The sequence below is a fragment of the Streptomyces sp. NPDC034085 genome, assembly GCF_055575555.1.
In genome coordinates this window covers 1-23,343 of the sequence record NZ_JBVISL010000007.1, presented here as the reverse complement: position 1 = coordinate 23,343, position 23,343 = coordinate 1, and the positions used below count along the sequence as shown (strand labels likewise).

The following is a 23,343-nucleotide window of genomic DNA, read 5'->3' as shown; positions in this document are numbered from 1 at the left end:
CCTGCGGTCATGGACCCGCACCTCCTGCGCACCTTCACCGCCGTCACCCGGCTCGCCTCCTTCTCCGCCGCCGCCCGCGAACTCGGCTACACCCAGTCCGCCGTCTCCCAGCACATCGCCGCCCTCGAAGCCGACCTGCGCACCGAGCTCCTCACCCGCAGGCCCGTCGCCCCCACCCCGGCCGGGGCCCGGCTGCTGGAACACGCCCGGCCGCTGCTGCTGCGGATCGACGCGGCCCGCGCCGACGTACTGCGGCTGGCCGCCGCCCCGCCCGGCCTGATCACCCTCGCCGCCTCCCCCCTCGCCGCCGCCCGCCCGGCGCTGCTCGCCGCCCTGCCCCCCACCGGCGTCACCCTGCGGGTCCTGCCCCCGGCCCGGGTGCCCGCCGCCGTCGCCGCCGGCGAGTGCGACCTCGGACTCGTCGACGGGCTCGCCGCCCCGAGCGACCCCCTGCGGCTGCCCGACGTGGCCCCGCTCCGGGTGACCGGCATCGCCGAGGAGGAGCTCGCCGTCCTCTTCCCCGCCGGGCACCCCTTCGCCGCACGGGACTCCGTCCGGCTCGACGACCTCGCCGACGCCCGCTGGCTCGACGCCCCGGACGTGGGGCTGCCGCTCACCGCCCGGCGCGGCGCCCTGCGCTACGACGGCACCGACCTGCACGCCCTGTGCGCCCTCGCCGCAGCCGGGCACGGCCTGGTGCTGCTGCCGCTCCCGGTCGCCGAGGCCGCCCGCGCCGGGGTCGCCGTACCGCTCGCCGCACCCAGCCTGGCGCACCGTACGGAGCTGCTCGCGCCCGCGAGCCTGTCCGGCGCGGCCGCTGCGCTCGCCGCACGCCTCACGGCAGGATCCCCGTATGACCACCGCCCCGACGCCTGACCCCGCCCACGCCGAACCCGAGGCCTTCACCGCCGCCGACTACGCCGCCCGCATGGCCGCGGCCGCGCGGAGCGCCGCCGACGCCGGACTGGCCGGGCTGCTCGTCGCGCCCGGCCCCGACCTCACCCACCTCACCGGCTACCGCCCGACCGCCGAGACCGAGCGGCTCACCCTGCTCGTCCTCGCCGCCGGCCAGGACCCCGTGCTGGTCGTGCCCGCCCTCGAAGCCCCCGATGCGGCCAAGGCCCCCGGCGCGGCCGCGCTGACCCTGCGCGACTGGACCGACGGCAAGGACCCCTACCGGGTCACCGCGCCGCTCCTCGACGCCGACGGCCGCTTCGGCGTGAGCGACAACACCTGGGCGCTGCACCTGCTCGGCCTGCAAAGGGAGTTGCCCGGCACCTCCTACGCCCCGCTCACCGACGCCCTGCCCATGCTCCGCGCCGTCAAGGACGAACGGGAACTGGCCCGGCTCGCGGCCGCCGCGGCCGCCGCCGACGCCGCCTACGCACAGGTCCTGCACGTCCCCTTCGCCGGCCGCACCGAGAGCGAGGTCGCCGCCGACCTGGCCGGACTGCTGCGCGTCCACGGACACTCCCAGGTCGACTTCACCGTCGTCGGCTCCGGCCCCAACGGCGCCAACCCGCACCACGAGGCGGGCGACCGCGTCATCCGCCACGGCGACATGGTCGTCCTCGACTTCGGCGGCCTCAAGCACGGCTACGGATCCGACATCTCCCGCACCGTCCACGTCGGCGAGCCCACCCCCGAGGAGCAGCGCGTCCACGACATCGTCCGCGAGGCCCAGCAGGCCGGATGCGCGGCCGTCCGCCCCGGCGCCAGCTGCCAGGACGTGGACCGGGCGGCCCGCGCCGTGATCACGGAGTTCGGCTACGGCGAACGCTTCATCCACCGCACCGGCCACGGCATCGGCGTCACCACCCACGAGCCGCCGTACATGGTCGAGGGCGAGGAGCAGCCCCTCGTCCCCGGCATGTGCTTCTCGGTGGAGCCCGGCGTCTACCTGCCCGGCCGGTTCGGCGTCCGCATCGAGGACATCGTCACGGTCACCGGGTCCGGCGGCCGCCGCCTGAACCACGCGCCGCGCGAGCTGGCGATCGTCGAATAACGGCCCCGCCCGCGGCCCTACGGCCCGAGGACCACCGCCGACTCGCCCGGTACGTGGATCCGCCCGTCCGGACCCGGATGCTCCACCGGCTCCCACGAAGCCAGCACCCGCACCCCGTTGCGGCCGAGCGCGACCGTCACCGACTCCGTCGAGAGGTTCACCACCACCCGGACCTCCCCCCGCCGGAACGTCAGCCAGCGGCGCTCCTCGTCATGGGCGACCCGGACCGCCGCCAGGTCCGGGTCGCGCAGGTCCGGATGGGTACGGCGCAGCCGGATCAGCGTCCGGTACCACTCGAGCAGCCACGCGTGCGACTCCCGCTCCGGCTCCGCCCAGTCCAGGCAGGACCGGTCGCGCGTCGCCGGATCCTGCGGGTCCGGGATCTCCTCGGCCTTCCAGCCGTGCGCCGCGAACTCCCGCCGCCGTCCGCTGCGCACCGCCTCGGCGAGCTCCGGGTCGGGATGGTCGGTGAAGTACTGCCACGGCGTCCCGGCCCCCCACTCCTCGCCCATGAACAGCATCGGTACGAACGGCCCCGTCAGCGCCAGCGCCGCCGCGCAGGCCAGCAGCCCCGGGGAGCACGAGGCGGACAGCCGGTCGCCCAGCGCCCGGTTGCCGACCTGGTCGTGGGTCTGGGTGTAGCCCAGGAAACGGTGCGCGGGGGTGCGCGGGCGGTCCACCGGCCGGCCGTGGGTGCGGCCCCGGAAGGAGGACCAGGTGCCGTCGTGGAAGAACGCCCGCGTCAGGGTCTTGGCGAGCGCGCCGAGCGGGGCCTCGGCGAAGTCGGCGTAGTAGCCCTGCGATTCACCGGTCAGCGCGCAGTGCAGGGCGTGATGGAAGTCGTCGTTCCACTGCGCGTGCAGGCCCAGGCCCCCGGCGGAGCGCGGCGTCGTGAGCCGCGGGTCGCACTGGTCGGACTCGGCGATCAGGAACAGCGGCCGCGTGGTCTCCGCCGCCAGCTCGTCCACGGCCGCCGCCAGCTCCTCCAGGAAGGACAGCGCCCGCCCGTCGGCCAGCGCGTGCACCGCGTCCAGCCGCAGGCCGTCCACGTGGTAGTCCCGCAGCCATGCCAGCGCACACCCCATCAGGTACGCGCGGACCTCGTCGGAGCCGGGCGCGTCCAGGTTCACCGCCGCGCCCCACGGGGTGTGGTGGGTGTCGGTGAAGTACGGCCCGAAGGCCGGCAGGTGGTTCCCGGAGGGGCCCAGGTGGTTGAGGACCACGTCGATCACCACGCCCAGCCCGGCCGCGTGCGCGGCCTCCACGAAGGCCGCCAGGCCCGCCGGACCCCCGTACGGCTCGTGCACCGCCCACGGCGCCACCCCGTCGTACCCCCACCCGTGCCGGCCGGGGAAGGGGCACACCGGCATCAGCTCCACGTGCGTGACGCCCAGCCCCGCCAGGTACCCCAGGCGGGTGGCCGCCGCCTCGAAGGTGCCCTCGGGGGTGAAGGTGCCGACGTGCAGCTCGTACAGGACCGCGTCCTGGAGCGGGACCCGCGGCGGAGGCACCCGGGGGGCGAGGCGGGTGAAGTCGACCACCGCGGACAGGCCCTCCGTACCGTCCGGCAGCCGCCGCCCGCGCGGATCGGGCCGGACCACCGGATCGTCGCCGAGCCGGAACCCGTACCGGTCCCCGTCGGCCGCCGGCGCCTCGGCGGTCCACCAGCCGGAACGGCCGGGGGCCGGGTCGGGGGTCATGTCGTAGGTCGTGTCGTTCAGTCGCATGGCGACCCGACCTGTCAGCGGTGCCCACACCTCGAACTGCACGGACGGTCCCCTCGTCTTGGGCGGTGTCCAGCATGCGTATCGTGCCCATCATTCCGGGCCCGGCGCGGGAGTTCTGGACACTCCGCACCCGACGGGCCGACAATCACCCTGTGACGTCCAGTTTCGAGTTCCCCGCCTACCCCGCCCCGCGGCTCTCCGACGCGGAGCGCGACCGGGCGCTGGGCCAGCTCAGGGAAGGCGCGGCGCTGGGGAAGCTGTCGCACGACACCTTCCTGCGCCGCATGGAACTCGCGCTGGTCGCCCGCCGCTCCGAGGACCTCGCGGTCCTGCTCGCCGACCTCCAGTCCAGGCAGGGGCCCGCCGGCGCCGACAGCCCCTGGACGAGCCGGCTGTTCGGCTGGGTGGGCCGAGCCTCGGCCGTGTCCGCCGGGGTGCGCCGCGCCTGGCAGGTGGAGCGCCTGCCCCGGCTGCTCTTCCCGCACCCGGCCGCCGGCCCGCTGCGCATCGGCCGCGACCCGGGCAACGGCCTGCGGCTCAGCCACGACACCGTCTCGCGGGCCCATGCCGAACTGAGCATGCGCGACGGGGTGTGGCTGCTCAGGGACCTCGGCTCGACCAACGGCACCACCGTCAACGGACTCCGGGTGACGAACGCGGCGGTGGTCCGGCCGGGGGACCAGGTCGGGTTCGGCCGGATGACCTTCCGGCTGTCGGAGAACTGACGCGAGCGGGTTCCGGCGGTCGGTGGTGCCGGTGGCGGTGCTGGGGCTGGGGCCGGGCGGGCCCTTCGTCGTGGGGCGGGCGCCCGGCAGGATGCCCTTCATGGATCACACCGGCCTCGTCCGCCCCGCCCGCCCCGCAGACCTCCCGCGCCTCACCGAGCTCATCCACGAGCACGTCGCGTACGAGAAGTCCGCTCCCCGTCCGGCGGACCTCGGCGACCGCCTCGGTCCCCTGCTGTTCGCCGAGGACGCCCGGCTGTGGGTGCTGCTCGCCGAGACCCCCGGGGGCGCGGTCGCCGGATACGCCGCCTGCTCGGAGGAGTTCGCGTTCTGGGACGCCCGCCACCACCTCCACATGGACTGCCTCTACCTCGCCGAGGAGGCCCGGGGCCACGGCCTCGGCGCCGCCCTCATGGCCGGCGTGGCCGGCCTCGCCCGCGACCTCGGCCTCGACCACGTCGAATGGCAGACCCCGGACTGGAACGAGGGCGCCATCCGCTTCTACGACCGCCTCGGTGCCACCGGCCGCCCCAAGCGCCGCTACGCCTGGCCGGTCTGAAGGCACCCGTACGCGGCCAACACCGTCCGCGACTGGTGCTCCACCTGCGTGGCCACCGGCACCCAGCGCGCCCTGAAGCGGGCCGCGAACTCCTCGCACCACCCCGTCACCAGGCGGTCCAGCCCGGGTGCCGCCGGATGCGCCTGGGCCCGCAGGACGCGCAGCAGCATCGCGGCGGCGCGCAGCGAGAGCCGCCGCCCGAACGCGTCGATACTGGCGAGGGAGGCCGTGGTGGCCTCGGGGGGCACCCCGGGAGCCGTCCACCCGGCGGCGACGTCCGGGATCAGCCCGAGCGTCCAGTCCACCGCCCGCAGCAGCGCGGCGGCGCCCGGCTCCGTGCCGAGGAGCCCCTCCCGCAGCCCGGCCACCCGGGCGGCGTCCCGGGTCAGCCGCTCCGCCAGCATCCGCAGGGCGCCCCGGGGGTCGGGGTGCGGGGCGGGATCGTCCACCAGCCCGGAGGCCCACATGGGCACCTCGACGATCGCGGTGGTCCCGCGGTGGCACCAGGTGCTGAGCCGGGTGTCCGCGCTCCCCGCCTGCGGCATCACGAAGATCCCGGGCCCGCGCGAGCCCCAGCCGGCCGCGTCCGAGGCCCCGGTCTCCACGGGGATCCGCAGCTCGGCGGCCGACTTCCCGAAGGGCTCGGCGAGCCCGGGTATGTCACGGATCAGCTGGACCCAGGACCCGCCGAGATCCGTTCCGTGCAGGGAGACCTGGAGGACCGGCCGCAGCTCCTCGAGGAGCGCGGTCAGGGCGAGGGTTTCCGGCGGGAGCCGGTCCGGGGGGAGTAAGGACGGCGCCCACTCGGGCTGCTCGGGTCCCGGCGGACGGTAGAAGTGGCGGTGGTAGTCCAGCAGCGAGTACGGGCGGGGCGTCCGGTGCAGGTCGGCGCCGTCGGGGTCGGCGCAGAGCAGGAAGTGCCAGCCCGACCCGCCGCCCCCGGCCCGGACGACCCGCCGCGCGAGGTCCAGCGCGGTCGCCCCGCCGACAGGCTCGTTGGCATGGGCCCCGGCGACGACGAGCACCTCCCGGGGCCCGCCGCGCTGCCCGTCGACGGAGAGCAGCCACAGCGGCCTCCCGCCCCGGGAGACACCGGCCTGCCGCATCCGCACCCGGCCGGGGTGCTCGTCGGCCAGCGCCCGTCCGGCCAGGGCGAGTTCGTGCGGGGTGGGGTAGCACATGTCACGGTGGAGGGTCACATGGGATGCCATGCCCGCCACACCGGCCGGCTACTGCTCCACGGGGATCGAATGTGTGTGTTGGGGGGTTGGGAGGCGGGGCGGGGGCCGGGTTTCGGTGGGGCCGCCTCACAGCTGGTTCGGGGGTTTCCCGTCAGTCCCATCGTCCTTCCGGTTCGGGCCGGTCCCTCAAGAGCGCTCCTTCGTCGCGTCGCTGCGCGATGTCGCTTCGCTCCACTCTTGACCGACCGTCCCGCCCCGGAAAGCCGAAAGACTGCCGGGAACCCCCCGAAAGAACGGTCACGGGGCAGGAGAGGCAGAAGCGGCCCCTCAGGGACCAGGCGAGGGGCCGGACCCGGCCCGCCTGCACCTAATGATGATCAGGAGCCCGGTCGGCACCGGGAGGCGCATCAGATCGCTACGTGCTCCTCATGGTTCAGCGTCCGGCGGCCGTCTGGGGCTGGTACCTGCAACAGACGACGACCGGAGCAGTGCGGGTGCCACAAAGGCGGGGTAGCCCCAGTGGGGTTGGGTGGGTAGCAGGATCGTCGGCGCCGGCGGACACGGACATGCTGGGCACATCCGACCGAGGAGTTGACTCGTGCATCAGCAGACATGGCGGAGGCTTGCCCTGTGGGCCGCCGCAGGCGTGATGACCACCGGTGTGCTCACACCGTCCGCATCGGCCACGGCCCGGCCGGACACCGTCCAGCGGGCCCTGAACGCCCTCGTGCAGACCGACGGCGTGCCCGGCGCGCTGGCCGACGTCACGGAGCGCAACGGTCGGACCCGTTCGTACACCGCAGGCCCCGACGTGCCCCGGGACGGTCAGGTACGCATCGGCAGCAACACCAAGATGTTCACCGCCGTGGTCGTGCTGCAACTGGTTGGCGAAGGCAAGGTCGGCCTCGACGCCAAGGTCGAAACCTACCTGCCGGGGCTCGTACGGGGCGAGGGCATCGACGGACGCGACATCAGCGTCCGCGAACTCCTCCAGCACACCAGCGGCCTGCCCGAATACGAAGCGGACGTGACCGACGACATCCTCCAGCACCGGTACCTCGAACCCCGCGACCTGCTCGACATCGCCTTCCGGCACAAGTCCGACTTCTCCCCGGGGACCGGTTGGGCCTACAGCAGCACCAACTACGTCCTGGCCGGCCTGATCGTCCAGAAGGTCACCGGCCGACCCCTCGGCGAGCAGATCGACAAGCGCATCATCCAGCCCCTCGGACTGCGCCACACGTACTTCCCCGCCCCCGGCGACATGACCATCCGGGAACCCCACCCCAAGGGCCACGACCAGCGGCGCGACGTCACGGATATCGACCCTTCCGCAGCCTGGGCGGCGGGCCAGATGATTTCCACCAACTCCGACCTGAACCGATTCCTCACCGCCCTCCTGGCCGGCCGTCTCCTCCCGCCGGCCCAGCTCGCGCAGATGCGCACCACCGTCCCCCTCGGCGACACGGGCGCCGGCTACGGCCTCGGCCTGATGAGCAGGCCGCTCTCCTGCGGCGGCGTCTACTGGGGCCACGGCGGCGACATCCCCGGCTTCGAAACCCGAGGCGGAGTCACCGACGACGGCCGCGCCGCCAACATCGCAGTGACCGTCAGCCCACCCGACGGGGCGATCACGAAGCACCTCGAACAGGCCGTGGACACAGCCCTGTGCCGGTGACCCCGCACGGACCGGGCTCCGGTCGTCGTCTGGTGCAGGCATCAGCCCCAGACGGCCGCCGGACGCCGGACCATGAGGAGCGCGTGGCGATCTGACGCGCCTGCCGCCACGGGCGTGGGCCGGGGAGTCGGTATGCCGGATGCGGGAGGGGGCCGGGTCCGGCCCCTCGCCTGGTCCCTGAGGGGCCGCTTCTGCCTCTCCTGCCCCGTGACCGTTCTTTCGGGGGTTCCCGGCAGTCTTTCGGCTTTCCGGGGAGGGACGGTCGGTCAAGAGTGGAGCGAAGCGACATCGCGCAGCGACGCGACGAAGGAGCGCTCTTGAGGGACCGGCCCGAACCGGAAGGACGATGGGACTGACGGGAAACCCCCGAACCAGCTGTGAGGCGGCCCCGTCGAAACCCCGCCCCCTACCCCCGCACCAGCGCCGCCACCGGCCCCTCCTCCAGCAGCTCCGCCAGTGCGACCCGCCCCTCGTACCCCGAACCCGAACCCGGCCCCGAGCCCGCGCCCGCGGGGCCGCCGGCTCCCAGGCGGTGCCAGCGGCCCTCCGGCAGGGTCAGGGTGGTGTCGCGCCAGCCGCCTGTCTCCGCCAGGCGGTGCGAGAGGCGGGTGGCCACCGCGACGAGGCCGCCCGGGCGGGTGAACGCCAGGCAGTGGTCGGCCGCCGGGCCCGCGGCCGGCAGCGGGGCGTAGCCCGTGAACAGCCCGGGCCGGTCGCGGCGCAGCCGCAGCAGGGCCGCCGTCAGCGCGAGCTTCTCCCGCGCGAGGTCCGGCGGGGCGGTGCCGGCGTCCAGGGCGGCCAGCGCTTCCCGGGGGAACTCCACCGGGCGGCGGTTGTCGGGGTCGACCAGCGCCCTGCACTCGGACTCGGTGCCCTGGTACACCTCCGGTACCCCCGGCATCGCCAGGTGCAGCAGCGTCATCCCCAGCACGTTGGCCCGGGCGGCCTCCGCGAGTTCCGGCGGCAGCTCCACCGCCTCGCGGGGCACCAGGTCCGCGATGGCCGCCTCGTACTCCTCGTCGGGGTCGGTCCAGGAGGTGCGCAGCGCCGCCTCCCGTGCGGCCTTGAGCAGGGCCGCCGCCAGCCGGGGGCCGCGTTCGGGTGCGTCGCCCAGCCCGAGCGCGCTCTGCCACGCCACCCAGGCCAGCTGCGGGTCGTCCCCGCCCGCCGCCCCCGCTCCCGGGACCTCCATCGCCTCCGGCGCCTGGGACAGCACTGCGATCCGCGCCCGTACGTCCGCGCTGCGCTTCGTGTCGTGCGTGGACAGCACCGTCCCGGAGGCGGGCCAGTCCCGTTCCCGTTCCGCGCAGTACGCGTGGAACTCCGCGGCCGACACCGCCGGGGCCCCGGGTTCCCCGCCGACCTCGGTGGCCGACAGCAGCGGGGCCCAACGGTAGAAGGCGCGGTCCTCCAGGGACTTGGCGCGCAGGGCCGCCGAGGTCTGGGCGAAGCGCGCCGCGAAGGCCGGGTCCCGCAGCAGGAGCTCCCGTACTCCCTCGACCGCGTCGGCCCCCGCCCGGGCGGCGGCGCGCTGAAGGGTCGACGCCGCCGGGCCCGGCCCGCCGGGGTAGGTCCGGTACACCGGCGTCGCGATGAGCAATTCCCGTACCGCGCCCGAGAGTTCCTTGCCGGCCCACCGTTCCAGTGTCGCCAGCTCGGCGGCGAGGTCGACGGTGAGCACCTCCCGGGCCGCGGTCGAGGCGGTCTCCTCCCAGGAGGGCAGGCCCGTCGACTCCTGGTACGCGAGGGCCAGTTGCCGCGCTCCGGCCGGGTCGGTGAACACGCCGTCGACCCGGCGCAGCGCGTCGTACCCCGTGGTGCCCGCCACCGGCCAGGACGCCGGCAGTCGTTCCCGCTCGCCGAGGATCTTCTCCACGACCACCCAGCAGTCGTTCCCCACGGCGGCCCGCAGCCGGTGCAGGTACTCCTCGGGGTCCGCCAGCCCGTCCACGTGGTCGATCCGCAGTCCGCCGACCACCCCCTCCCGCACCAGCTCCAGCACCTTCGCGTGGCTTGCGGCGAATACGGCGGGATCCTCCACCCGCACCCCGATCAGGTCCGAAATGGTGAAGAAGCGGCGGTAGTTGAGGGAGGTGCGCGCCTCGCGCCACCATGCGGCCCGGTACCACTGGGCGGCCAGCAGCTCCGGCAGCGGCAGTGCGGCGGTCCCGGCCCGCAGGGGCAGCTCCAGCTCGCCGTACCGCAGTACGCCCGCCCGGGCCTCCACCTCGCAGGGCTCGTCCCCTCCGGGGAGCACCGGCAGCAGCACCTGCCCCGCGCCCCCCTCCCAGTCGATGTCGAACCACCGGGCGTACGGCGAGTGCGGCCCCTCCCTCAGCACCTCCCACAGCGGCCGGTTGAGCCGCACCGGGACGGGTACCGCCATGTGGTTCGGCACGATGTCGAGCACCAGCCGGAGGCCGTGTCCGTGTGCGGTCGCCGCGAGCGCCCGCAGGCCCGGCTCGCCGCCCAGTTCGATCCGCACCCGGGCGTGGTCGGTGACGTCGTAGCCGTGGGCGGAGCCGGGCACCGCCTCCAGCACGGGGGACAGGTGCAGGTGTGACACGCCGAGCGAGGCGAGGTACGGTACGGCTGCCTCGGCCGCCGCGAAGGGGAACTCCGGGCACATCTGGAGCCGGTAGGTGGAGGCCGGAGCGAGCGCCGCCGGAGCGCCATTCGCCGGAGCCTCATGTTCCGATTGACTGCTTGCATACCCCTGGGTCATGAGAACGTACGTACCCAGTCGACGCGATTCCGTGCCATTACCCAATGCATCCGGGTGACTCCACCGCGTTAACGTCGATCAAGTGGTTGGAACCGTCAGTACCTATCGTCACGTCATCGCCCTGACCGGGCCCCTACTCCCGCTCCTCTCGTTCCTCGCCCGACTCCCCGTCGCGATGTCCCAGTTCGGGAGCGTCCTGCTGGTCGCCGAGACCAGCGGCTCGCTCGCCACCGCCGGCATCGTCGGAGGCACCCTCTCCGCCGGCCAGGTGGTCTGCGGACCCGTCCTCGGCCGGCTCGCCGACCGCCACGGGCAGCGGCCCGTCGTCCTCGCCGCGGCGGCCGTCAACGCCGTCGCCACCGCCGCGCTCGTCGCCGGGGCCCTCGCCGGCCTGGCGACCGCCCCGCTCGCCGCGATCGGCGCCGTCACGGGGGCCTCCGTACCGCTGATCGGGCCGCTCGCCCGCACCCGCTCCGTCGCGCTCGCGCGCCGCGCGAAGGCCGGCGAGGACGTGGTGGCCGCCGTGCACTCCCTCGAAGGCACCCTCGACGAGGTCTCCTTCGTCTTCGGCCCGGCCCTCGTCGGACTCGCCGCGCTCGGCGCGCACCCCGCCGTCGCCCTCGGCGGGGCCGCGGCCCTCGTCGCCGTCTTCGGCACCGCCTACGCCCTGCACCCGACCGCCGCCGTCACGGCCGGGACCCCCGCGCGGCCGCGCGGCAAGGGCGTCCGGGCGCCGCGCCACCCCCGCGTGGTGCACGCCGTACGCGGCTCCCTCGCGCTCCAGGGCGCCATGTTCGGCGGCTGCCAGGCGGGCATCGCCTCGCTCACCGCCCAGCTGGGGGTGCCGGGGCAGGCGGGTGTCGTGTACGCCGCCATGGGCGTCGTCAGCGCCGCCGTCGGTCTCGCGCTCGGCGCCCTGCCCGCCCGCTTCGGGCTGCGGCTGCGCTGGCGGGCGGCCACGGGCGCCGCGCTGCTCCTCTCGGTGCCGCTGCTGTTCACCGAGACCCTGTGGCCGCTGTACGCGGTCGTCACCGTCCTCGGGGCCGCGTACGCACCCCACCTGATCACCGCGTTCGCGCTCACCGAGCGCGTGGTGGAGCCGACCTGGCTCGCCGAGTCGATGGCCTTCGCCGCCAGCTCCCTGGTGGCCGGGCAGGCCGCCGCGCTCGCCGTCTCCGGACGGCTCGCCGAGTCGTACGGGCCCGCCGGCGCGTTCGCCGTGGCGGTGGGGGCGGCCGCGCTGTGCCTGACCATCGCCCTGGTGACCCGGGTACCGGCCGCCCGGCCCCCGGCCGGCGCCTTCATCCCCGCCCAGCGGACCGTCCGGCACGAGGGATCGGGGACGACCGGCCCCGGCTCCGCCTACGCCGGGCGCTGAAGCACCACCAGACACCGTCCCGTCAGGGCCACCCGGTCGCCGGCCGCGTACTGCGGCCCGGTGCCGGGTGGCAGCACTTCCGCCCGCGCCGTGTCCACGACCGTCCGCCAGTGCGATCCGTGCCCCTGCGGGACGGTGAAGTCCTGCGGGTCGGCGCCCGCGTTGAACATCAGCAGGAACGAGTCGTCGGTGATCCGCTCCCCCCGCGAACCGGGCTCGGAGATCGCCTCCCCGTTGAGGAACACGGTCAGCGCCCGCGCGTGCTGCGCCTGCCAGTCCCGGGCCCGCATCTCCTCGCCGTGCGGGGTGAACCAGGCGATGTCGGAGAGCTCGTCGTGCGTGCCCTCCACCGGCCGGCCGTGGAAGAAGCGGCGCCGCCGGAACACCGGGTGGTCGCGGCGCAGCCAGACCATCCGGCGGGTGAACTCCAGCAGGGCCGGCGGCGGTTTGCCCGGCTCGGGCCAGTTCACCCAGGACAGCTCGTTGTCCTGGCAGTAGGCGTTGTTGTTGCCCTGCTGGGTCCGGGCGAACTCGTCGCCGTGGCTGAGCATCGGCACGCCCTGCGACAGCATCAGGGTGGCCATGAAGTTGCGCATCTGCCGCTCGCGCAGCTCCTGGACCTCCGGATCCTCCGTCGGCCCCTCGACCCCGCAGTTCCACGACCGGTTGTGCGTCTCGCCGTCCCGGTTGCCCTCCCGGTTGCCCTCGTTGTGCTTCTCGTTGTACGAGACGAGGTCGTGCAGGGTGAAACCGTCGTGGCAGGTGGTGAAGTTGATCGAGGCCAGCGGCCGGCGCCCGTCGTCCTGGTAGAGGTCGGAGGAGCCCGTCAGCCGCCCCGCGAACTCCGCGAGCGTGCGCGGCTGCCCGCGCCACAAGTCGCGTACGGTGTCGCGGTACTTGCCGTTCCACTCCGTCCACAGGGGCGGGAAGTTGCCCACCTGGTAGCCGCCCTCGCCCAGGTCCCAGGGCTCCGCGATCAGCTTCACCTGGCTGACCACCGGGTCCTGCTGCACCAGGTCGAAGAACGACGACAGCCGGTCGACCTCGTGGAACTGCCGGGCCAGCGTGGCCGCGAGGTCGAAGCGGAAGCCGTCCACGTGCATCTCGGTCACCCAGTACCGCAGCGAGTCCATGATCAGCTGGAGGACGTGCGGGGAGCGCATCAGCAGCGAGTTGCCGGTCCCGGTGGTGTCCATGTAGTGCCGGGGGTCGTCCGCGAGCCGGTAGTAGGAGGCGTTGTCGAGGCCGCGGAAGGAGAGGGTGGGACCCAGGTGGTTGCCCTCGGCGGTGTGGTTGTAGACCACGTCCAGGATCACCTCGATCCCGGCCTCGTGCAGCGCCCGGACCGCCGACTTGAACTCCAGCACCTGCTGGCCCCGGTCACCGGAGGCGTAGCCGTTGTGCGGGGCGAAGAAGCCGATGGTGTTGTAGCCCCAGTAGTTGCTCAGCCCGTCGTTCACCAGCCGGTGGTCGTTGACGTACTGGTGGACGGGCATCAGCTCCAGCGCCGTCACGCCCAGCTTCGTCAGGTGCCCGATCACCGCCGGGTGCGCGAGCGCCCCGTAGGTGCCCCGCAGCTCCTCCGGCAGGTCGGGGTGGCGCATGGTCAGGCCCTTCACGTGGGCCTCGTACAGCACGGTGTGGTGGTACTCGTGGCGCGGCGGCCGGTCGTTCGCCCAGTCGAAGTACGGGTTGACCACGACGGAACTCATCGTGTGCGGGGCGGAGTCGAGGTCGTTGCGGGAGTCGGGGCGCCCGAAGTGGTAGCCGTAGACCTCCTCGCCCCAGGCCACCTGCCCGCTGATGGCCCGCGCGTACGGGTCGAGCAGCAGCTTGGCCGCGTTGCAGCGCTGTCCGCGCTCGGGCTCGTAGGGGCCGTGCACGCGGAACCCGTACCGCTGCCCGGGCATGATCCCGGGCAGGTAGGCGTGCCGCACGAAGGCGTCGGTCTCGCGCAGTTCGACGGCGGTCTCCGAGCCGTCGTCGTGCAGCAGGCACAGCTCGATGCGCCGGGCGACCTCCGAATAGACCGCGAAGTTGGTGCCCGCTCCGTCGTAGGTGGCGCCCAGCGGATACGCCTGCCCCGGCCAGACTTGCATGGCCAATGACTCATCCCATCTTGGTCCGGCTCGATCCGGCGCGGATCACGTCTCTGCCAGATCTTCCCCGAAAGAGGGTCCTCACGCGTGGACTTGGAATGCTGCCGATGGGTGAACCGGAGAGCTGATATACGGGTCAACGTACGGTCCGGGCATCACATAATGGGTCAACGGGCCGCCGGACCAGGGGACGTGAGGTCGGCGAGGACGGCTTCGGGCTGCGTCGGGCCGCGTGCGCGGAGTACCCTTCCGTGATCACTGGAGACGGGCGTCCAGACGCAGAAGGCGGTGCACGGGTGAGCTCGGGAGGTCTGGAGCTGCCCCCTGGTGACGGCGGTCACGAGGGTGGCCCGGTGGATGCGCCCGGCGGTGTGCCGGGCGCGGCGGCGGCCGGGGCGGCGGTGTCGCTGGCCCCGCAGGCGGCCGGGGACGCGCGGGCCGCGGCCGAGCTGGACTGGGGCGCGGACGCGTGGAGCGAGGTCCGTACGCGGGCCCAGCGCGCGGGCCGCGCGTACATCTGGCTGAACCTCATCGAGCAGCGGCTGAGGTCGGTGGTGGGCGCCGTGCTGCGGCCCGTCTACGAGCCGGTGCACGGCGGGGACGACTGGGTCGTCGCGGCCGCGGGCCCCGCCGGGCAGGAGTGGGTGCAGCGGGCGGTGGCCGTCCGCGAGGTCAGCCGGCGCAAGGGCTACCTCCTCGACCCGGCCGACGACAACGTGCTGAGCTTCCTGACGCTGCCGCAGCTGCGCGAGCTGATGGTCCAGCACTGGCCCTGCTTCGAGCCGTACTTCGACGACCGGCGCGAGATCGAGCTGGCCCTCGACGAGCTGGAGGTCACCCGCAACGTGGTCTCCCGCAACCGGGCGCTGTCGCGGGCCGTGCTGGAGCAGGCGGAGCGCGCCTCGGCGCGGCTGCTGGAGGTGCTGGGCGCGGGGTCGGGCAGCCCCTCGGCGGACCGGCTGCCGATCGATGCCGTCGAGGACCTGGTCGGGGACCGGTACGCGGACGTCATCTCGGTCCACCCGGACCGGGTGCGGCTGCAGCGGCAGCTGCCGGCGGAGGACCTGTTCGGGGGCGCGCGGCGCCTCGACGCCATCGGCATAGGCCTCAACCTGCTGGTGCAGAACTTCTCCGGCCGAAGACTCGTCAGGCTGACGGAGGCGGGCTGCCGGGTGCGGCTGCTGTTCCTGAACCCTGCGAGCAGCGCGGTCAAGCGGCGCGAGCGCGAGCTGGGACTGCGCAAGGGCGAGCTGAGCCGGTCGGTGGAGATGAACATCCTGCACGTGCGGCGGGTGCGGGCGGGGCTTAAGGACCCCTCGCGCTTCGACATCCACGTCTTCGACGAGACCCCCCGTTTCACGGCCTACCTGGTGGAGGGGCAGTCGTCGGGCATCGCGGTGGTCCAGTCGTACCTGCGGCGGGCCCGGGGCATGGAGGCGCCGGTGCTGGTCCTGCGCGGGGGCGGGCGGGGGGTGCCGAAGGACGCCGAGCACGGACTGTTCCAGACGTACCGGGAGGAGTTCGAGTCGGTGTGGGAGGACTCGCGGCCCGTGTCGTGACCCCGGCCGGCCGCCGGACGTATCAGGCCGGGTCCGGGCGGCGGCCGGGGGGCGGCCCGGTCCGGTGTCAGTGCCCCGTGGCAGGCTGAAACGCGTTGACCGGAAAAACGGGGGAGGGGCGCGTCATGGAGGCGTGGCACGGGGGAGCGCTGGTCGGGTTCGACCTGGAGACGACCGGTACGGAGCCGGGGGAGTCGCGGATCGTGACGGCCGCGCTGGTCGAGGTGCGGGGCGGTGAGGTGCGCACGAGGCGCGGCTGGCTCGCGGACCCGGGGATACCGATCCCGGAGCAGGCCGCGGCGATCCACGGCATCAGCACGGAGCGGGCCGTCGCCGAGGGCCGGCCGGTGCGGGAGGTCGCGGAGGAGGTGGCCGCGGCGCTGGTGGAACACTGGCGCGGCGGCGCGGTGGTCGTCGCCTACAACGCGGCCTTCGACCTGACCCTGCTCTCCGCGGAGCTGGCCCGGCACGGGCTGCCCTCGCTCGCCGAACGGCTGGGCGGGGCCGAGACCGGGCCGGTGGTGGACCCGTTGACGATAGACCGGGCCGTGGACCGCTACCGGCGGGGCAAGCGGACCCTGGAGGCGGTGTGCGGGGTGTACGGGGTCACCCTCGACGCCGCGCACGACGCGGGGGCCGACGCGCTGGCGGCGGTCGAGGTGGCCCGGGCGATAGCCGTCCGCCACCCGGCGGTGGCCGGGCTCAGCCCGGCGGAGCTGCACGACCGGCAGGGCGGCTGGCACGCCCGCTGGGCCCGTGACTTCCAGTCCTACCTGCGCCGGCAGGGCAGCCCGGACGCGGTGATCGACACGGCGTGGCCGCTGCGGGCGCTGGTCACCGCCTGACCCGCACCGGGGCGACGCCCCGCGGTACTCCCCGTGCAGGCTCCGGGAGCGGCTGGGGATGTCCGCACAGTGGTGCCGGCCGCCCGCCGGGCAGGCGGGACTGTTCGGGCACCCCCTAGAAGGGGTGCCAGCGGGCTTCCCGGTCGCCGTCGCGCAGGGAGGCGACGCGTCGTCGGAACTCGGCCAGGGCCTTCGGGTTGGCGGGGGCGTGCTGGGCGACCCAGGCGCAGCTCGCCGTCTCGCGGGCGCCGCGCAGGACCGCGCAGCCCTCCCACTCCCGTACGTCCCATCCGTAGGCGTCCGCGAAGGCCCGGTAGGCGTCGGCCGGGAGCCCGTACCGGTCGCGGGACAGGGCCATCACCACCAGGTCGTGCTCCCGCAGGTCGGCCGACACGGTCTCCAGGTCCACCAGGACCGGCCGCCCGTCCGGCCCCACGTGCACGTTGCGCGGCAGGGCGTCGCCGTGGACGGGGCCGGGCGGCAGGTGCGGGGTGAGCGCGGCCACCTCGCCGGCGTACGCGTCGCGCCGTGCGCGCAGGTACGCCGCGTCCTCGGGGTCGACGGCCCCGCCGGCCAGCCGGAGCCAGCGCTCGACCCCGCCCAGCAGGTCGCGCGGGGGCAGCGTGAACGAGGGCGCGGGCAGCGCGTGCAGGGGCCGCAGCAGGGCGGCGAGGTCCTCGGGGCCGGCCGGACGCAGGGGTTCCGGGAGCCGGTGCCACAGGGTCAGCGGGTGTCCGTCCACCAGCCGCGGCTTCGGCTCGGCGGCCCGGACCGCCGGGATCCCGGCGTCGGCGAGCCAGCCCGCCACCGCCAGCTCCCGCTCGGCCCGTTCCAGCAGTGCCGCCTCGCGGCCCACCTTGACCACGAGGGGGCCGAGCGCGAAGACGGCGTTCTCGCCGAAGGCGAGCAGTTCGGCCCGCTCCGCCCGGCCCGGGCCCGTGAGTCCCGCCTGCGCCAGTACGTCCCTGGCCCGCGCCTCGTCCATGCGTCCGTCTCGTCCTTCGCCCGGTGGTCGTGCTCGCCGTGAGTCCCCTCAGTCTCGCATCCGGTCCCACGGGATCCCTGGTGGGGAGAATGTAGTTGCACGAGACGTCTCGTCTCGTTAAGGTCGTGTCCATGACCTCAGCCAAAGCCGCACACATCGCCATGTTCTCCATCGCCGCCCCCGGCCACGTGAACCCGAGCATCGAAGTGATCCGGGAACTCGTCGCCCGGGGCCACCGCGTCAGCTACGCCATCCCCGCCTCCTTCGCCGAGACCGTCGCGGAGACCGGCGCCACTCCGGTGGTCTGGAAGTCCACCCTGCCCACCCACGACGACCCCGAGGCCTGGGGCACCGAGCTCATCGACAACGTCGAACCCTTCCTGGACGACGCCGTGCAGGCGCTCCCGCAGCTCGCGGCAGCCTTCGAGGGCGACGAACCGGACCTCGTCATCCACGACATCACCGCCTACCCGGCGCGCGTCCTCGCCCGCCGCTGGGACGTCCCGTCCATCTCGCTCTCCCCGAACCTGGTCGCCTGGACCGGCTACGAAGAGGAGGTCGGCGCCCCGATGACCGCACAACTGCGCGCCACCGAACGCGGGAAGGCCTACTACGCCCGCTTCCGCGCCTGGCTCGACGAGAACGGCATCGACGAGGACGCCGACCACTTCGTCGGCCGTCCCCGGCGCAGCATCGTCCTGATCCCGCGCGCCCTCCAGCCGCACGCCGACCGCGTCGACGCGTCCGTGCACACCTTCGTCGGGGCCTGCCAGGGCGACCGCAGCGCCACCCAGGGCACCTGGGAGCGGCCGGCCTCCGCCGAGGGGAAGAAGGTCCTGCTCGTCTCCCTCGGCTCCACCTTCACCAAGCAGCCCGCCTTCTACCGGGCGTGCATCGAAGCCTTCGGCGACCTGCCCGACTGGCACGTCGTGCTGCAGATCGGCACGTTCACCGACGAGGCCGACCTCGGGGAGATCCCCGCCAACGTCGAGGTCCACCGCTGGGTTCCCCAGCTGGACGTCCTGCGCCAAGCCGACGCCTTCATCACCCACGCGGGCGCCGGCGGCAGCCAGGAGGGCCTGGCCACCGCGACCCCGATGGTCGCCGTGCCCCAGGCGGTCGACCAGTTCGGCAACGCCGACATGCTGGCCGCCCTCGGCGTGGCCCGCCACGTCCCGATGGAGGAGGCTGACGCCACCACCCTGCGCGAGGCCGTCCTCGCACTGCTCGGCGACCCCCGGGTGAGCGAACGCCTGGAGGACATCCGCGCCGGCATGGCCTCCGAGGGCGGCACCCGCCAGGCCGCCGACCTCATCGAGGCCGCGCTGTCACAGACAACCCCTAGGGTGCGGCCATGACGAAGAAAGCCAGTACGACAGCGCGTACGAAGAAGTACGCCGCCCTCCTGCGCGGCATCAACGTCGGCGGGAACAAGAAGGTCCCCATGGCCGAGCTGCGCTCCCTGCTGGAGGGGCTCGGCCACGGCGACGTGCAGACGTACCTGCAGAGCGGCAACGCCGTCTTCAGCAGCCCGCAGACGGATCCCGCCACCCTCGCCCGGGCGCTGGAGGCGGCCATCGAGGAGCACTTCGGGTTCCGCGTGGCCTGCCTGGTCGTCGACGGGGACCACCTGGCCGCCGTCGCCGAGGCCTGCCCCTTCCCGGCGGCCGACCTGGAGGGCAGGCAGCTCCACGCCACCTTCTTCTCCGAACAGCCCGGCCCCGAGCGCTTCGCCGCCCTCGACGCCCCCGCGTACCTCCCCGAGGAGTACCGCCTGGGAGACCGCGTCCTCTACCTCTACGCCCCGAACGGCCTCGGCCGCTCCAAGCTGGCCGAAGCCCTCGCCCGGCCCGCCGTCGTCAAGGGCCTGGACGTCACCACCCGCAACTGGAACACCGTGCTCAAACTGGTGGAGCTGACCCGCTCCTAGCGTTCCGCGGGCAGGGCCCCCACCGCATCGCCCCCCGCCCCGGCCCGGCCGCGTCCGGACACGGCCGGTGTGTCAGGCTCTGGGCATGCGTTACATCATCATCGGCGCCGGTGCGGTCGGCGCGGCCATCGGCGGACGCCTCGCGGAATCCGGCCAGGAGGTCGTCCTCGCCGCGCGCGGCGCGCACGCCGAGGCCCTGAAGTCCGACGGACTGCGGCTCACCACCGCCGACGGCACCCGCGTCCACCGGCTCCCGGTGGTCACGGCCCCGGCGGAACTGGGCGAACTGCGCCCGGACGACGTACTGCTGCTGACGGTGAAGACCCAGGACGCCATCGCCGCGCTCGACGCGTGGGGCGACGCGGAGGTCGCCGGCGGCGGCACGGCCGCGCAGCGGCTGCCGCTGCTGTGCGCGCAGAACGGCGTGGAGAGCGAACGGCTCGCGCTGCGCCGCTTCGCGCGGGTGTACGGGGTCTGCGTCTGGCTGCCGTCGACCTTCCTGGAGCCCGGCGCGGTCTCGGCCCTATGCGCGCCGCTCACCGGGATCCTCCACCTCGGGCGGGCGGCCGGCGGAGCGCACTCCCGGATCAGGGCGGTCGCCGCCGACCTCGCCGGGGCGGGCTTCGGGGCGCCGGTCGTCGAGGACGTGATGCGGTGGAAGTACGCGAAGCTCCTCGGGAACCTGGGCAACGCGATCCAGGCCACCACCGGCCCCGAGCCGGACCCCGCCAAGGCGGCCCTGCTGCTGCGCGCCGTCCGCGAGGGGAAGGCGGCCTTCGAGGCGGCGGGCATCGGCTACGCCACCGAGGCCGAACAGTCGGAGGCCCGCGACGGCAAGGTCGACCAGCCGGCGGGCGTACGCGGCGGCTCCTCCTGGCAGAGCCTGGCCCGGGGCACGGGCTCCGTCGAGGCCGACTACCTCAACGGTGAGATCTCCCTGCTCGGCCGCCTCCACGGCGTCCCCACCCCGGTCAACGACGTCCTGCGCCACGCGGCGAACATCTTCGCCCGCGAGGGCCTCCCCCCGGGCGCGATGTCCATCGCCGACCTGACCGCCCTCGCCGACGAGGCCACCGCCCGCGCCGGAAGCCAAGCCTAGGCCGACAGGGCCGCGAGCCGGGCCGGAGCCGAGGCGGACGTGTCGTAGCGGTGGAGGAGGAGGCGGGCCAGTTCCGGGGTGGCGCCCAGGACGTCGGCCACCGCGTCCGCGCCCGCCGCCGCCGCGCCGGCCGCGATGCGGTCCGGGAGGCGGCCCGGGGCGATGACGTACGGGGCCACCGCGACGCGGCGGACGCCCTCCGCGCGCAGGGCGCGTACGGCGTCCTCCGTGCGGGGAAGGGCAGCGGAGGCGAACGCAGGCCGCACGGCGCACCAACCGGTGTGCCGCCACTCCCGCGCGATTTCAGCGATCACTGCGATCGCCTCCGGGTCTGAGGATCCGGCGGACGCGAGGACGACGCCGGTCGTCGCGCGGTCCGCCGGGGTGAGGCCGAGGCCGGCCTCGGCGAGGCGGCGTTCGAGGGACGCCACCAGCAGGGGGTGCGGGCCCAGGACCTCCGCCACCCGGACCGACAGGCCGGTCAGGCGCGTGGTGGACTCCGCGAGCACCGCCGGGATGTCGGCCTTCGCGTGGAAGGCGCGGGTCAGCAGCAGCGGCAGGGCCACGGCCTCCCGTACCCCCGACAGGTACAGGGAGGCCAGGGCCTGGGAGACGGTCGGCCCGTTGAAGTCCAGGAAGGCCGTCTCCACCCGCAGCCCGGGCCGCAGCGCCCGCGCCCGCCCGACGAGGGCGTGCACGGTCGCCGCGTGCCGCGGATCGCGGCTGCCGTGGGCTATGACCAGGAGTGCGCGGGACATGGCAGGCTCAGCTCTTGACCAGCAGGCCGCGGCTGCGCAGCACCCACCGCTCGACCGGGCTGAAGATCAGCAGGTCGATGGCGATGCCGACGACCAGGATCAGGATGATCGCGAGGAACACGCCCGGCAGGTCGATGTTGTTGCGGCCGTTCTCCAGCAACTGGCCGAGGCCGAGGCCCAGGTCGGGGGAGCTGGCGATGATCTCGGCGGCCATCAGGGAGCGCCAGGAGAACGCCCAGCCCTGCTTGAGGCCGGCGACGTAGCCGGGCAGCGCGGCCGGCATGACGACGTGCCAGGCGCCGCGCAGGCCGGTGGCGCCGAGCGTGCGGCCGGCCCGCAGGAACAGCGGCGGTACCTGGTCGATGCCGGAGACGAGGCCGTTGGCGATCGACGGGACCGCGCCCAGCAGGATCACCGTGTACATCATGGCGTCGTTGAGGCCGAACCAGAGCACGGCCGGCGGGACCCAGGCCACCGACGGCAGGGACTGGAGACCCTGGAGGATCGGTCCGATCGCGGCGCGGACGAACTTCACCCGGGCGACGAGCAAGCCGAGCGGGGTGCCGATGGCCAGGGCGAGGAGGAAGCCGAGCAGGCCGCGGGAGACGGAGGTCCAGATGACCTCCAGCAGCGTGCCCTTGAGCCACATCTCGGACAGGCTGTCCCACACGGCGGACAGGGCGGGCAGCTTGGTCTCCTCGGCGACCTTCGCCGAGACGAGGACCTGCCACACGACCAGCACCAGCGCGACCGCCAGGACCGGCGGCAGGACCTTCTTGGTGAGGACCTCGCGGACCGGGGTGCGGTGGGTCTGGACTGCGTCGAGGGCGTCCAGGCCGGCTTCCAGGCCGGCCAGGTCGTCGCTTTTCGCCGCGGCCTTCGGGGTGGTGTCAGTGCTGGCCATGGCGGCGGATCTCCCCACGCAGGTGTTCGGTGATCTCGAGGGACAGCTCCGCGACGTCCGCGTTCTCGATGCGGCGCGGCTGCGGGATGCCCACGGTCCACTCCTTCGCGACCCGGCCGGGGCGGGAGGAGAGGAGGACGACGCGCTGGGCGAGGCGGACGGCCTCGCGGACGTTGTGGGTGACGAAGAGGACGGACAGGCCGGTCTCTTCCCAGATGCGGGTGAGTTCGCCGTGCAGGACGTCGCGGGTGATGGCGTCGAGGGCCGCGAACGGCTCGTCCATCAGCAGCAGCCTGCTGTCCTGGGCGAGGGCGCGGGCGAGGGCGACGCGCTGGCGCATGCCGCCGGACAGTTCGTGGACGCGCTTGCCGTGGGCGCCGCCGAGGCGGACCAGCTCCAGCAGCCGTTCGGCCTCCGTCGTGCGGTCGGCCTTGGCCACCCCGCGCAGCCGCAGGGCGAGCTCGATGTTCTTGCCCGCGGTCAGCCACGGGAACAGGGCGTGCTCCTGGAACATCAGGGCCGGGCGGCCGAGGGTCTCGATCGACCCCGCGGACGGCTTGTCCAGCCCCGCTACCAGGTTCAGCAGCGTGGACTTCCCGCACCCGGAGGCCCCCAGGAGGGTGACGAACTCTCCGGGAGCGACATCGAGGCTGATGTCGTCCAGGACGAGCTGCGATCCGGCCGGACCGGAGAAGGACTTCGAGACGTGCTCGATGCGGGCGGCGTGCGTCAGCTCCGCTACCGCGCCCTCGGCAGCCTTGGCGAGTGTGGTGGCCATGGTCGTCACCTCCTGGGGTTGCTGGACTACGGACTTACTTGGCGCCGAGGCCGGCGTCGGAGACCTCGGGCTTGCCGGCGGCCTTGAGGACCTTGTTCAGGAGCGTCAGGTCGTAGATGCCGGTCAGGTCGGGCTTCTCGAGGAGCTTGGCCTTGACCGCGGAGTCGGCCTGCGCCTTGAGCGTCGTGGCCAGCGGGTCGTCGGTGACGAGGATGCTCGACCATGCCGGGTCGATGATCTTCGCGTCGAGCGGCTTGCCCCCCTCCGCCGCCAGCTTGGCGTTCGCGGAGGCCTTCGCCTTGTCGGGGTTGGTGTTGATCCACTCGTTGGTCTTCACCGTGCCCTTGAGCACGGCCTCGACGACGTCCGGGTGCTCCTTGAGGAACTTCTGCGACACGATGACGTTCG

General features: G+C 74.1%; 20 protein-coding genes. 11 read left to right on the top strand and 9 right to left on the bottom strand.

What is annotated here, in order from left to right; all coding sequences use genetic code 11:
- Positions 1-9: 9 nt before the first annotated feature.
- The gene (locus ACZ501_RS23395) at positions 10-876 is read left to right on the top strand and encodes a LysR family transcriptional regulator (RefSeq protein WP_468797759.1); all 867 of its coding nucleotides are present in this window, start codon (positions 10-12) and stop codon (positions 874-876) included.
- Positions 854-2,005, top strand: a complete 1,152-nt coding sequence (locus ACZ501_RS23390; RefSeq protein ID WP_361607962.1) for an aminopeptidase P family protein — start codon at positions 854-856, stop codon at positions 2,003-2,005. Before ACZ501_RS23395 ends, ACZ501_RS23390 begins: the two co-directional genes overlap by 23 nt.
- A 17-nt stretch (positions 2,006-2,022) precedes the next feature.
- Here ACZ501_RS23390 and treZ read toward each other — a convergent pair whose 3' ends face one another.
- The gene (treZ, locus tag ACZ501_RS23385) at positions 2,023-3,774 is read right to left on the bottom strand and encodes a malto-oligosyltrehalose trehalohydrolase (protein ID WP_468797756.1); all 1,752 of its coding nucleotides are present in this window, start codon (positions 3,772-3,774) and stop codon (positions 2,023-2,025) included.
- A gap of 110 nt (positions 3,775-3,884) precedes the next feature.
- Here treZ and ACZ501_RS23380 point away from each other — a divergent pair, with 110 nt between their 5' ends.
- Entirely contained in the window at positions 3,885-4,457 is a 573-nt protein-coding gene (locus tag ACZ501_RS23380) for a DUF1707 and FHA domain-containing protein (RefSeq protein WP_361607956.1), read from the top strand.
- 100 nt (positions 4,458-4,557) lie between these two features.
- Complete coding sequence (locus ACZ501_RS23375; RefSeq protein ID WP_468797753.1) at positions 4,558-5,016, top strand: GNAT family N-acetyltransferase; 459 nt, start codon at positions 4,558-4,560, stop codon at positions 5,014-5,016.
- Here ACZ501_RS23375 and ACZ501_RS23370 read toward each other — a convergent pair.
- Positions 4,998-6,227 carry a M14 family zinc carboxypeptidase gene (locus ACZ501_RS23370; protein ID WP_468797750.1) on the bottom strand — a complete coding sequence of 410 codons (1,230 nt, stop codon included), beginning with the start codon at positions 6,225-6,227 and terminating at the stop codon, positions 4,998-5,000. The genes ACZ501_RS23375 and ACZ501_RS23370 overlap by 19 nt on opposite strands.
- Before the next feature lie 619 nt (positions 6,228-6,846).
- On the opposite strand from ACZ501_RS23370, the gene ACZ501_RS23365 reads away from it, so the two are divergent.
- Positions 6,847-7,875, top strand: a complete 1,029-nt coding sequence (locus ACZ501_RS23365; protein ID WP_468798151.1) for a serine hydrolase domain-containing protein — start codon at positions 6,847-6,849, stop codon at positions 7,873-7,875.
- Positions 7,876-8,281: 406 nt separating this feature from the next.
- Here ACZ501_RS23365 and treY read toward each other — a convergent pair whose 3' ends face one another.
- Positions 8,282-10,504: a malto-oligosyltrehalose synthase gene (gene treY, locus ACZ501_RS23360; protein ID WP_468797747.1), complete on the bottom strand. Its 2,223-nt coding sequence runs from the start codon at positions 10,502-10,504 to the stop codon at positions 8,282-8,284.
- A 178-nt stretch (positions 10,505-10,682) separates the two neighbouring features.
- Here treY and ACZ501_RS23355 point away from each other — a divergent pair, with 178 nt between their 5' ends.
- Positions 10,683-11,978 (top strand): MFS transporter, encoded by a 1,296-nt coding sequence (locus ACZ501_RS23355; RefSeq protein WP_468797744.1) that lies wholly within the window; start codon positions 10,683-10,685, stop codon positions 11,976-11,978.
- Here the strand turns inward: ACZ501_RS23355 and glgX are convergent.
- Complete coding sequence (glgX, locus tag ACZ501_RS23350; RefSeq protein WP_361607378.1) at positions 11,963-14,077, bottom strand: glycogen debranching protein GlgX; 2,115 nt, start codon at positions 14,075-14,077, stop codon at positions 11,963-11,965. The genes ACZ501_RS23355 and glgX overlap by 16 nt on opposite strands.
- Positions 14,078-14,373: 296 nt before the next feature.
- On the opposite strand from glgX, the gene ACZ501_RS23345 reads away from it, so the two are divergent.
- Together ACZ501_RS23345 and ACZ501_RS23340 are read left to right on the top strand one after the other, a co-directional pair.
- Positions 14,374-15,636 (top strand): SAV2148 family HEPN domain-containing protein, encoded by a 1,263-nt coding sequence (locus ACZ501_RS23345; protein ID WP_468797741.1) that lies wholly within the window; start codon positions 14,374-14,376, stop codon positions 15,634-15,636.
- A 125-nt stretch (positions 15,637-15,761) separates the two neighbouring features.
- Positions 15,762-16,481, top strand: a complete 720-nt coding sequence (locus ACZ501_RS23340; protein WP_361607354.1) for a 3'-5' exonuclease — start codon at positions 15,762-15,764, stop codon at positions 16,479-16,481.
- Positions 16,482-16,596: 115 nt separating this feature from the next.
- On the opposite strand, the gene ACZ501_RS23335 is transcribed toward ACZ501_RS23340, so the two are convergent.
- Positions 16,597-17,466, bottom strand: coding sequence for a phosphotransferase enzyme family protein (locus ACZ501_RS23335; protein ID WP_361607357.1), 870 nt, complete (start codon positions 17,464-17,466; stop codon positions 16,597-16,599).
- A gap of 131 nt (positions 17,467-17,597) precedes the next feature.
- Here ACZ501_RS23335 and mgt point away from each other — a divergent pair, with 131 nt between their 5' ends.
- From mgt to ACZ501_RS23320, 3 genes are all read left to right on the top strand, one after another.
- Positions 17,598-18,824, top strand: coding sequence for a macrolide-inactivating glycosyltransferase (gene mgt, locus ACZ501_RS23330; protein WP_468797738.1), 1,227 nt, complete (start codon positions 17,598-17,600; stop codon positions 18,822-18,824).
- Complete coding sequence (locus ACZ501_RS23325) at positions 18,821-19,396, top strand: DUF1697 domain-containing protein (protein ID WP_468797735.1); 576 nt, start codon at positions 18,821-18,823, stop codon at positions 19,394-19,396. The genes mgt and ACZ501_RS23325 overlap by 4 nt, the downstream gene beginning before the upstream one ends.
- An 85-nt stretch (positions 19,397-19,481) precedes the next feature.
- Positions 19,482-20,495: a ketopantoate reductase family protein gene (locus ACZ501_RS23320; protein ID WP_468797732.1), complete on the top strand. Its 1,014-nt coding sequence runs from the start codon at positions 19,482-19,484 to the stop codon at positions 20,493-20,495.
- On the opposite strand, the gene ACZ501_RS23315 is transcribed toward ACZ501_RS23320, so the two are convergent.
- From ACZ501_RS23315 to ACZ501_RS23300, 4 genes are all read right to left on the bottom strand, one after another.
- Entirely contained in the window at positions 20,492-21,253 is a 762-nt protein-coding gene (locus ACZ501_RS23315) for a sirohydrochlorin chelatase (RefSeq protein WP_468797729.1), read from the bottom strand. The two genes, ACZ501_RS23320 and ACZ501_RS23315, sit on opposite strands and share 4 nt — an antisense overlap.
- Before the next feature lie 7 nt (positions 21,254-21,260).
- Complete coding sequence (locus ACZ501_RS23310) at positions 21,261-22,157, bottom strand: ABC transporter permease (protein ID WP_361607372.1); 897 nt, start codon at positions 22,155-22,157, stop codon at positions 21,261-21,263.
- Entirely contained in the window at positions 22,144-22,935 is a 792-nt protein-coding gene (locus ACZ501_RS23305) for an ABC transporter ATP-binding protein (protein ID WP_468797726.1), read from the bottom strand. Before ACZ501_RS23305 ends, ACZ501_RS23310 begins: the two co-directional genes overlap by 14 nt.
- Positions 22,936-22,969: 34 nt before the next feature.
- On the bottom strand, positions 22,970-23,343 hold a 374-nt coding region (locus ACZ501_RS23300; protein WP_468797723.1), incomplete at its 5' end, for an aliphatic sulfonate ABC transporter substrate-binding protein.

Coding starts and splice junctions, on each gene's coding strand:
- ACZ501_RS23325 (WP_468797735.1), top strand. CDS start 18,821: ATGACGAAGAAAGCCAGTACGACAGCGCGTACGAAGAAGTACGCCGCC.
- ACZ501_RS23340 (WP_361607354.1), top strand. CDS start 15,762: ATGGAGGCGTGGCACGGGGGAGCGCTGGTCGGGTTCGACCTGGAGACG.
- ACZ501_RS23305 (WP_468797726.1), bottom strand. CDS start 22,935: ATGGCCACCACACTCGCCAAGGCTGCCGAGGGCGCGGTAGCGGAGCTG.
- ACZ501_RS23390 (WP_361607962.1), top strand. CDS start 854: ATGACCACCGCCCCGACGCCTGACCCCGCCCACGCCGAACCCGAGGCC.
- treY (WP_468797747.1), bottom strand. CDS start 10,504: ATGTGCCCGGAGTTCCCCTTCGCGGCGGCCGAGGCAGCCGTACCGTAC.
- ACZ501_RS23365 (WP_468798151.1), top strand. CDS start 6,847: ATGACCACCGGTGTGCTCACACCGTCCGCATCGGCCACGGCCCGGCCG.
- ACZ501_RS23375 (WP_468797753.1), top strand. CDS start 4,558: ATGGATCACACCGGCCTCGTCCGCCCCGCCCGCCCCGCAGACCTCCCG.
- ACZ501_RS23370 (WP_468797750.1), bottom strand. CDS start 6,227: ATGGCATCCCATGTGACCCTCCACCGTGACATGTGCTACCCCACCCCG.
- mgt (WP_468797738.1), top strand. CDS start 17,598: ATGACCTCAGCCAAAGCCGCACACATCGCCATGTTCTCCATCGCCGCC.
- ACZ501_RS23315 (WP_468797729.1), bottom strand. CDS start 21,253: ATGTCCCGCGCACTCCTGGTCATAGCCCACGGCAGCCGCGATCCGCGG.
- glgX (WP_361607378.1), bottom strand. CDS start 14,077: ATGCAAGTCTGGCCGGGGCAGGCGTATCCGCTGGGCGCCACCTACGAC.
- ACZ501_RS23395 (WP_468797759.1), top strand. CDS start 10: ATGGACCCGCACCTCCTGCGCACCTTCACCGCCGTCACCCGGCTCGCC.
- ACZ501_RS23310 (WP_361607372.1), bottom strand. CDS start 22,157: ATGGCCAGCACTGACACCACCCCGAAGGCCGCGGCGAAAAGCGACGAC.
- ACZ501_RS23335 (WP_361607357.1), bottom strand. CDS start 17,466: ATGGACGAGGCGCGGGCCAGGGACGTACTGGCGCAGGCGGGACTCACG.
- ACZ501_RS23320 (WP_468797732.1), top strand. CDS start 19,482: ATGCGTTACATCATCATCGGCGCCGGTGCGGTCGGCGCGGCCATCGGC.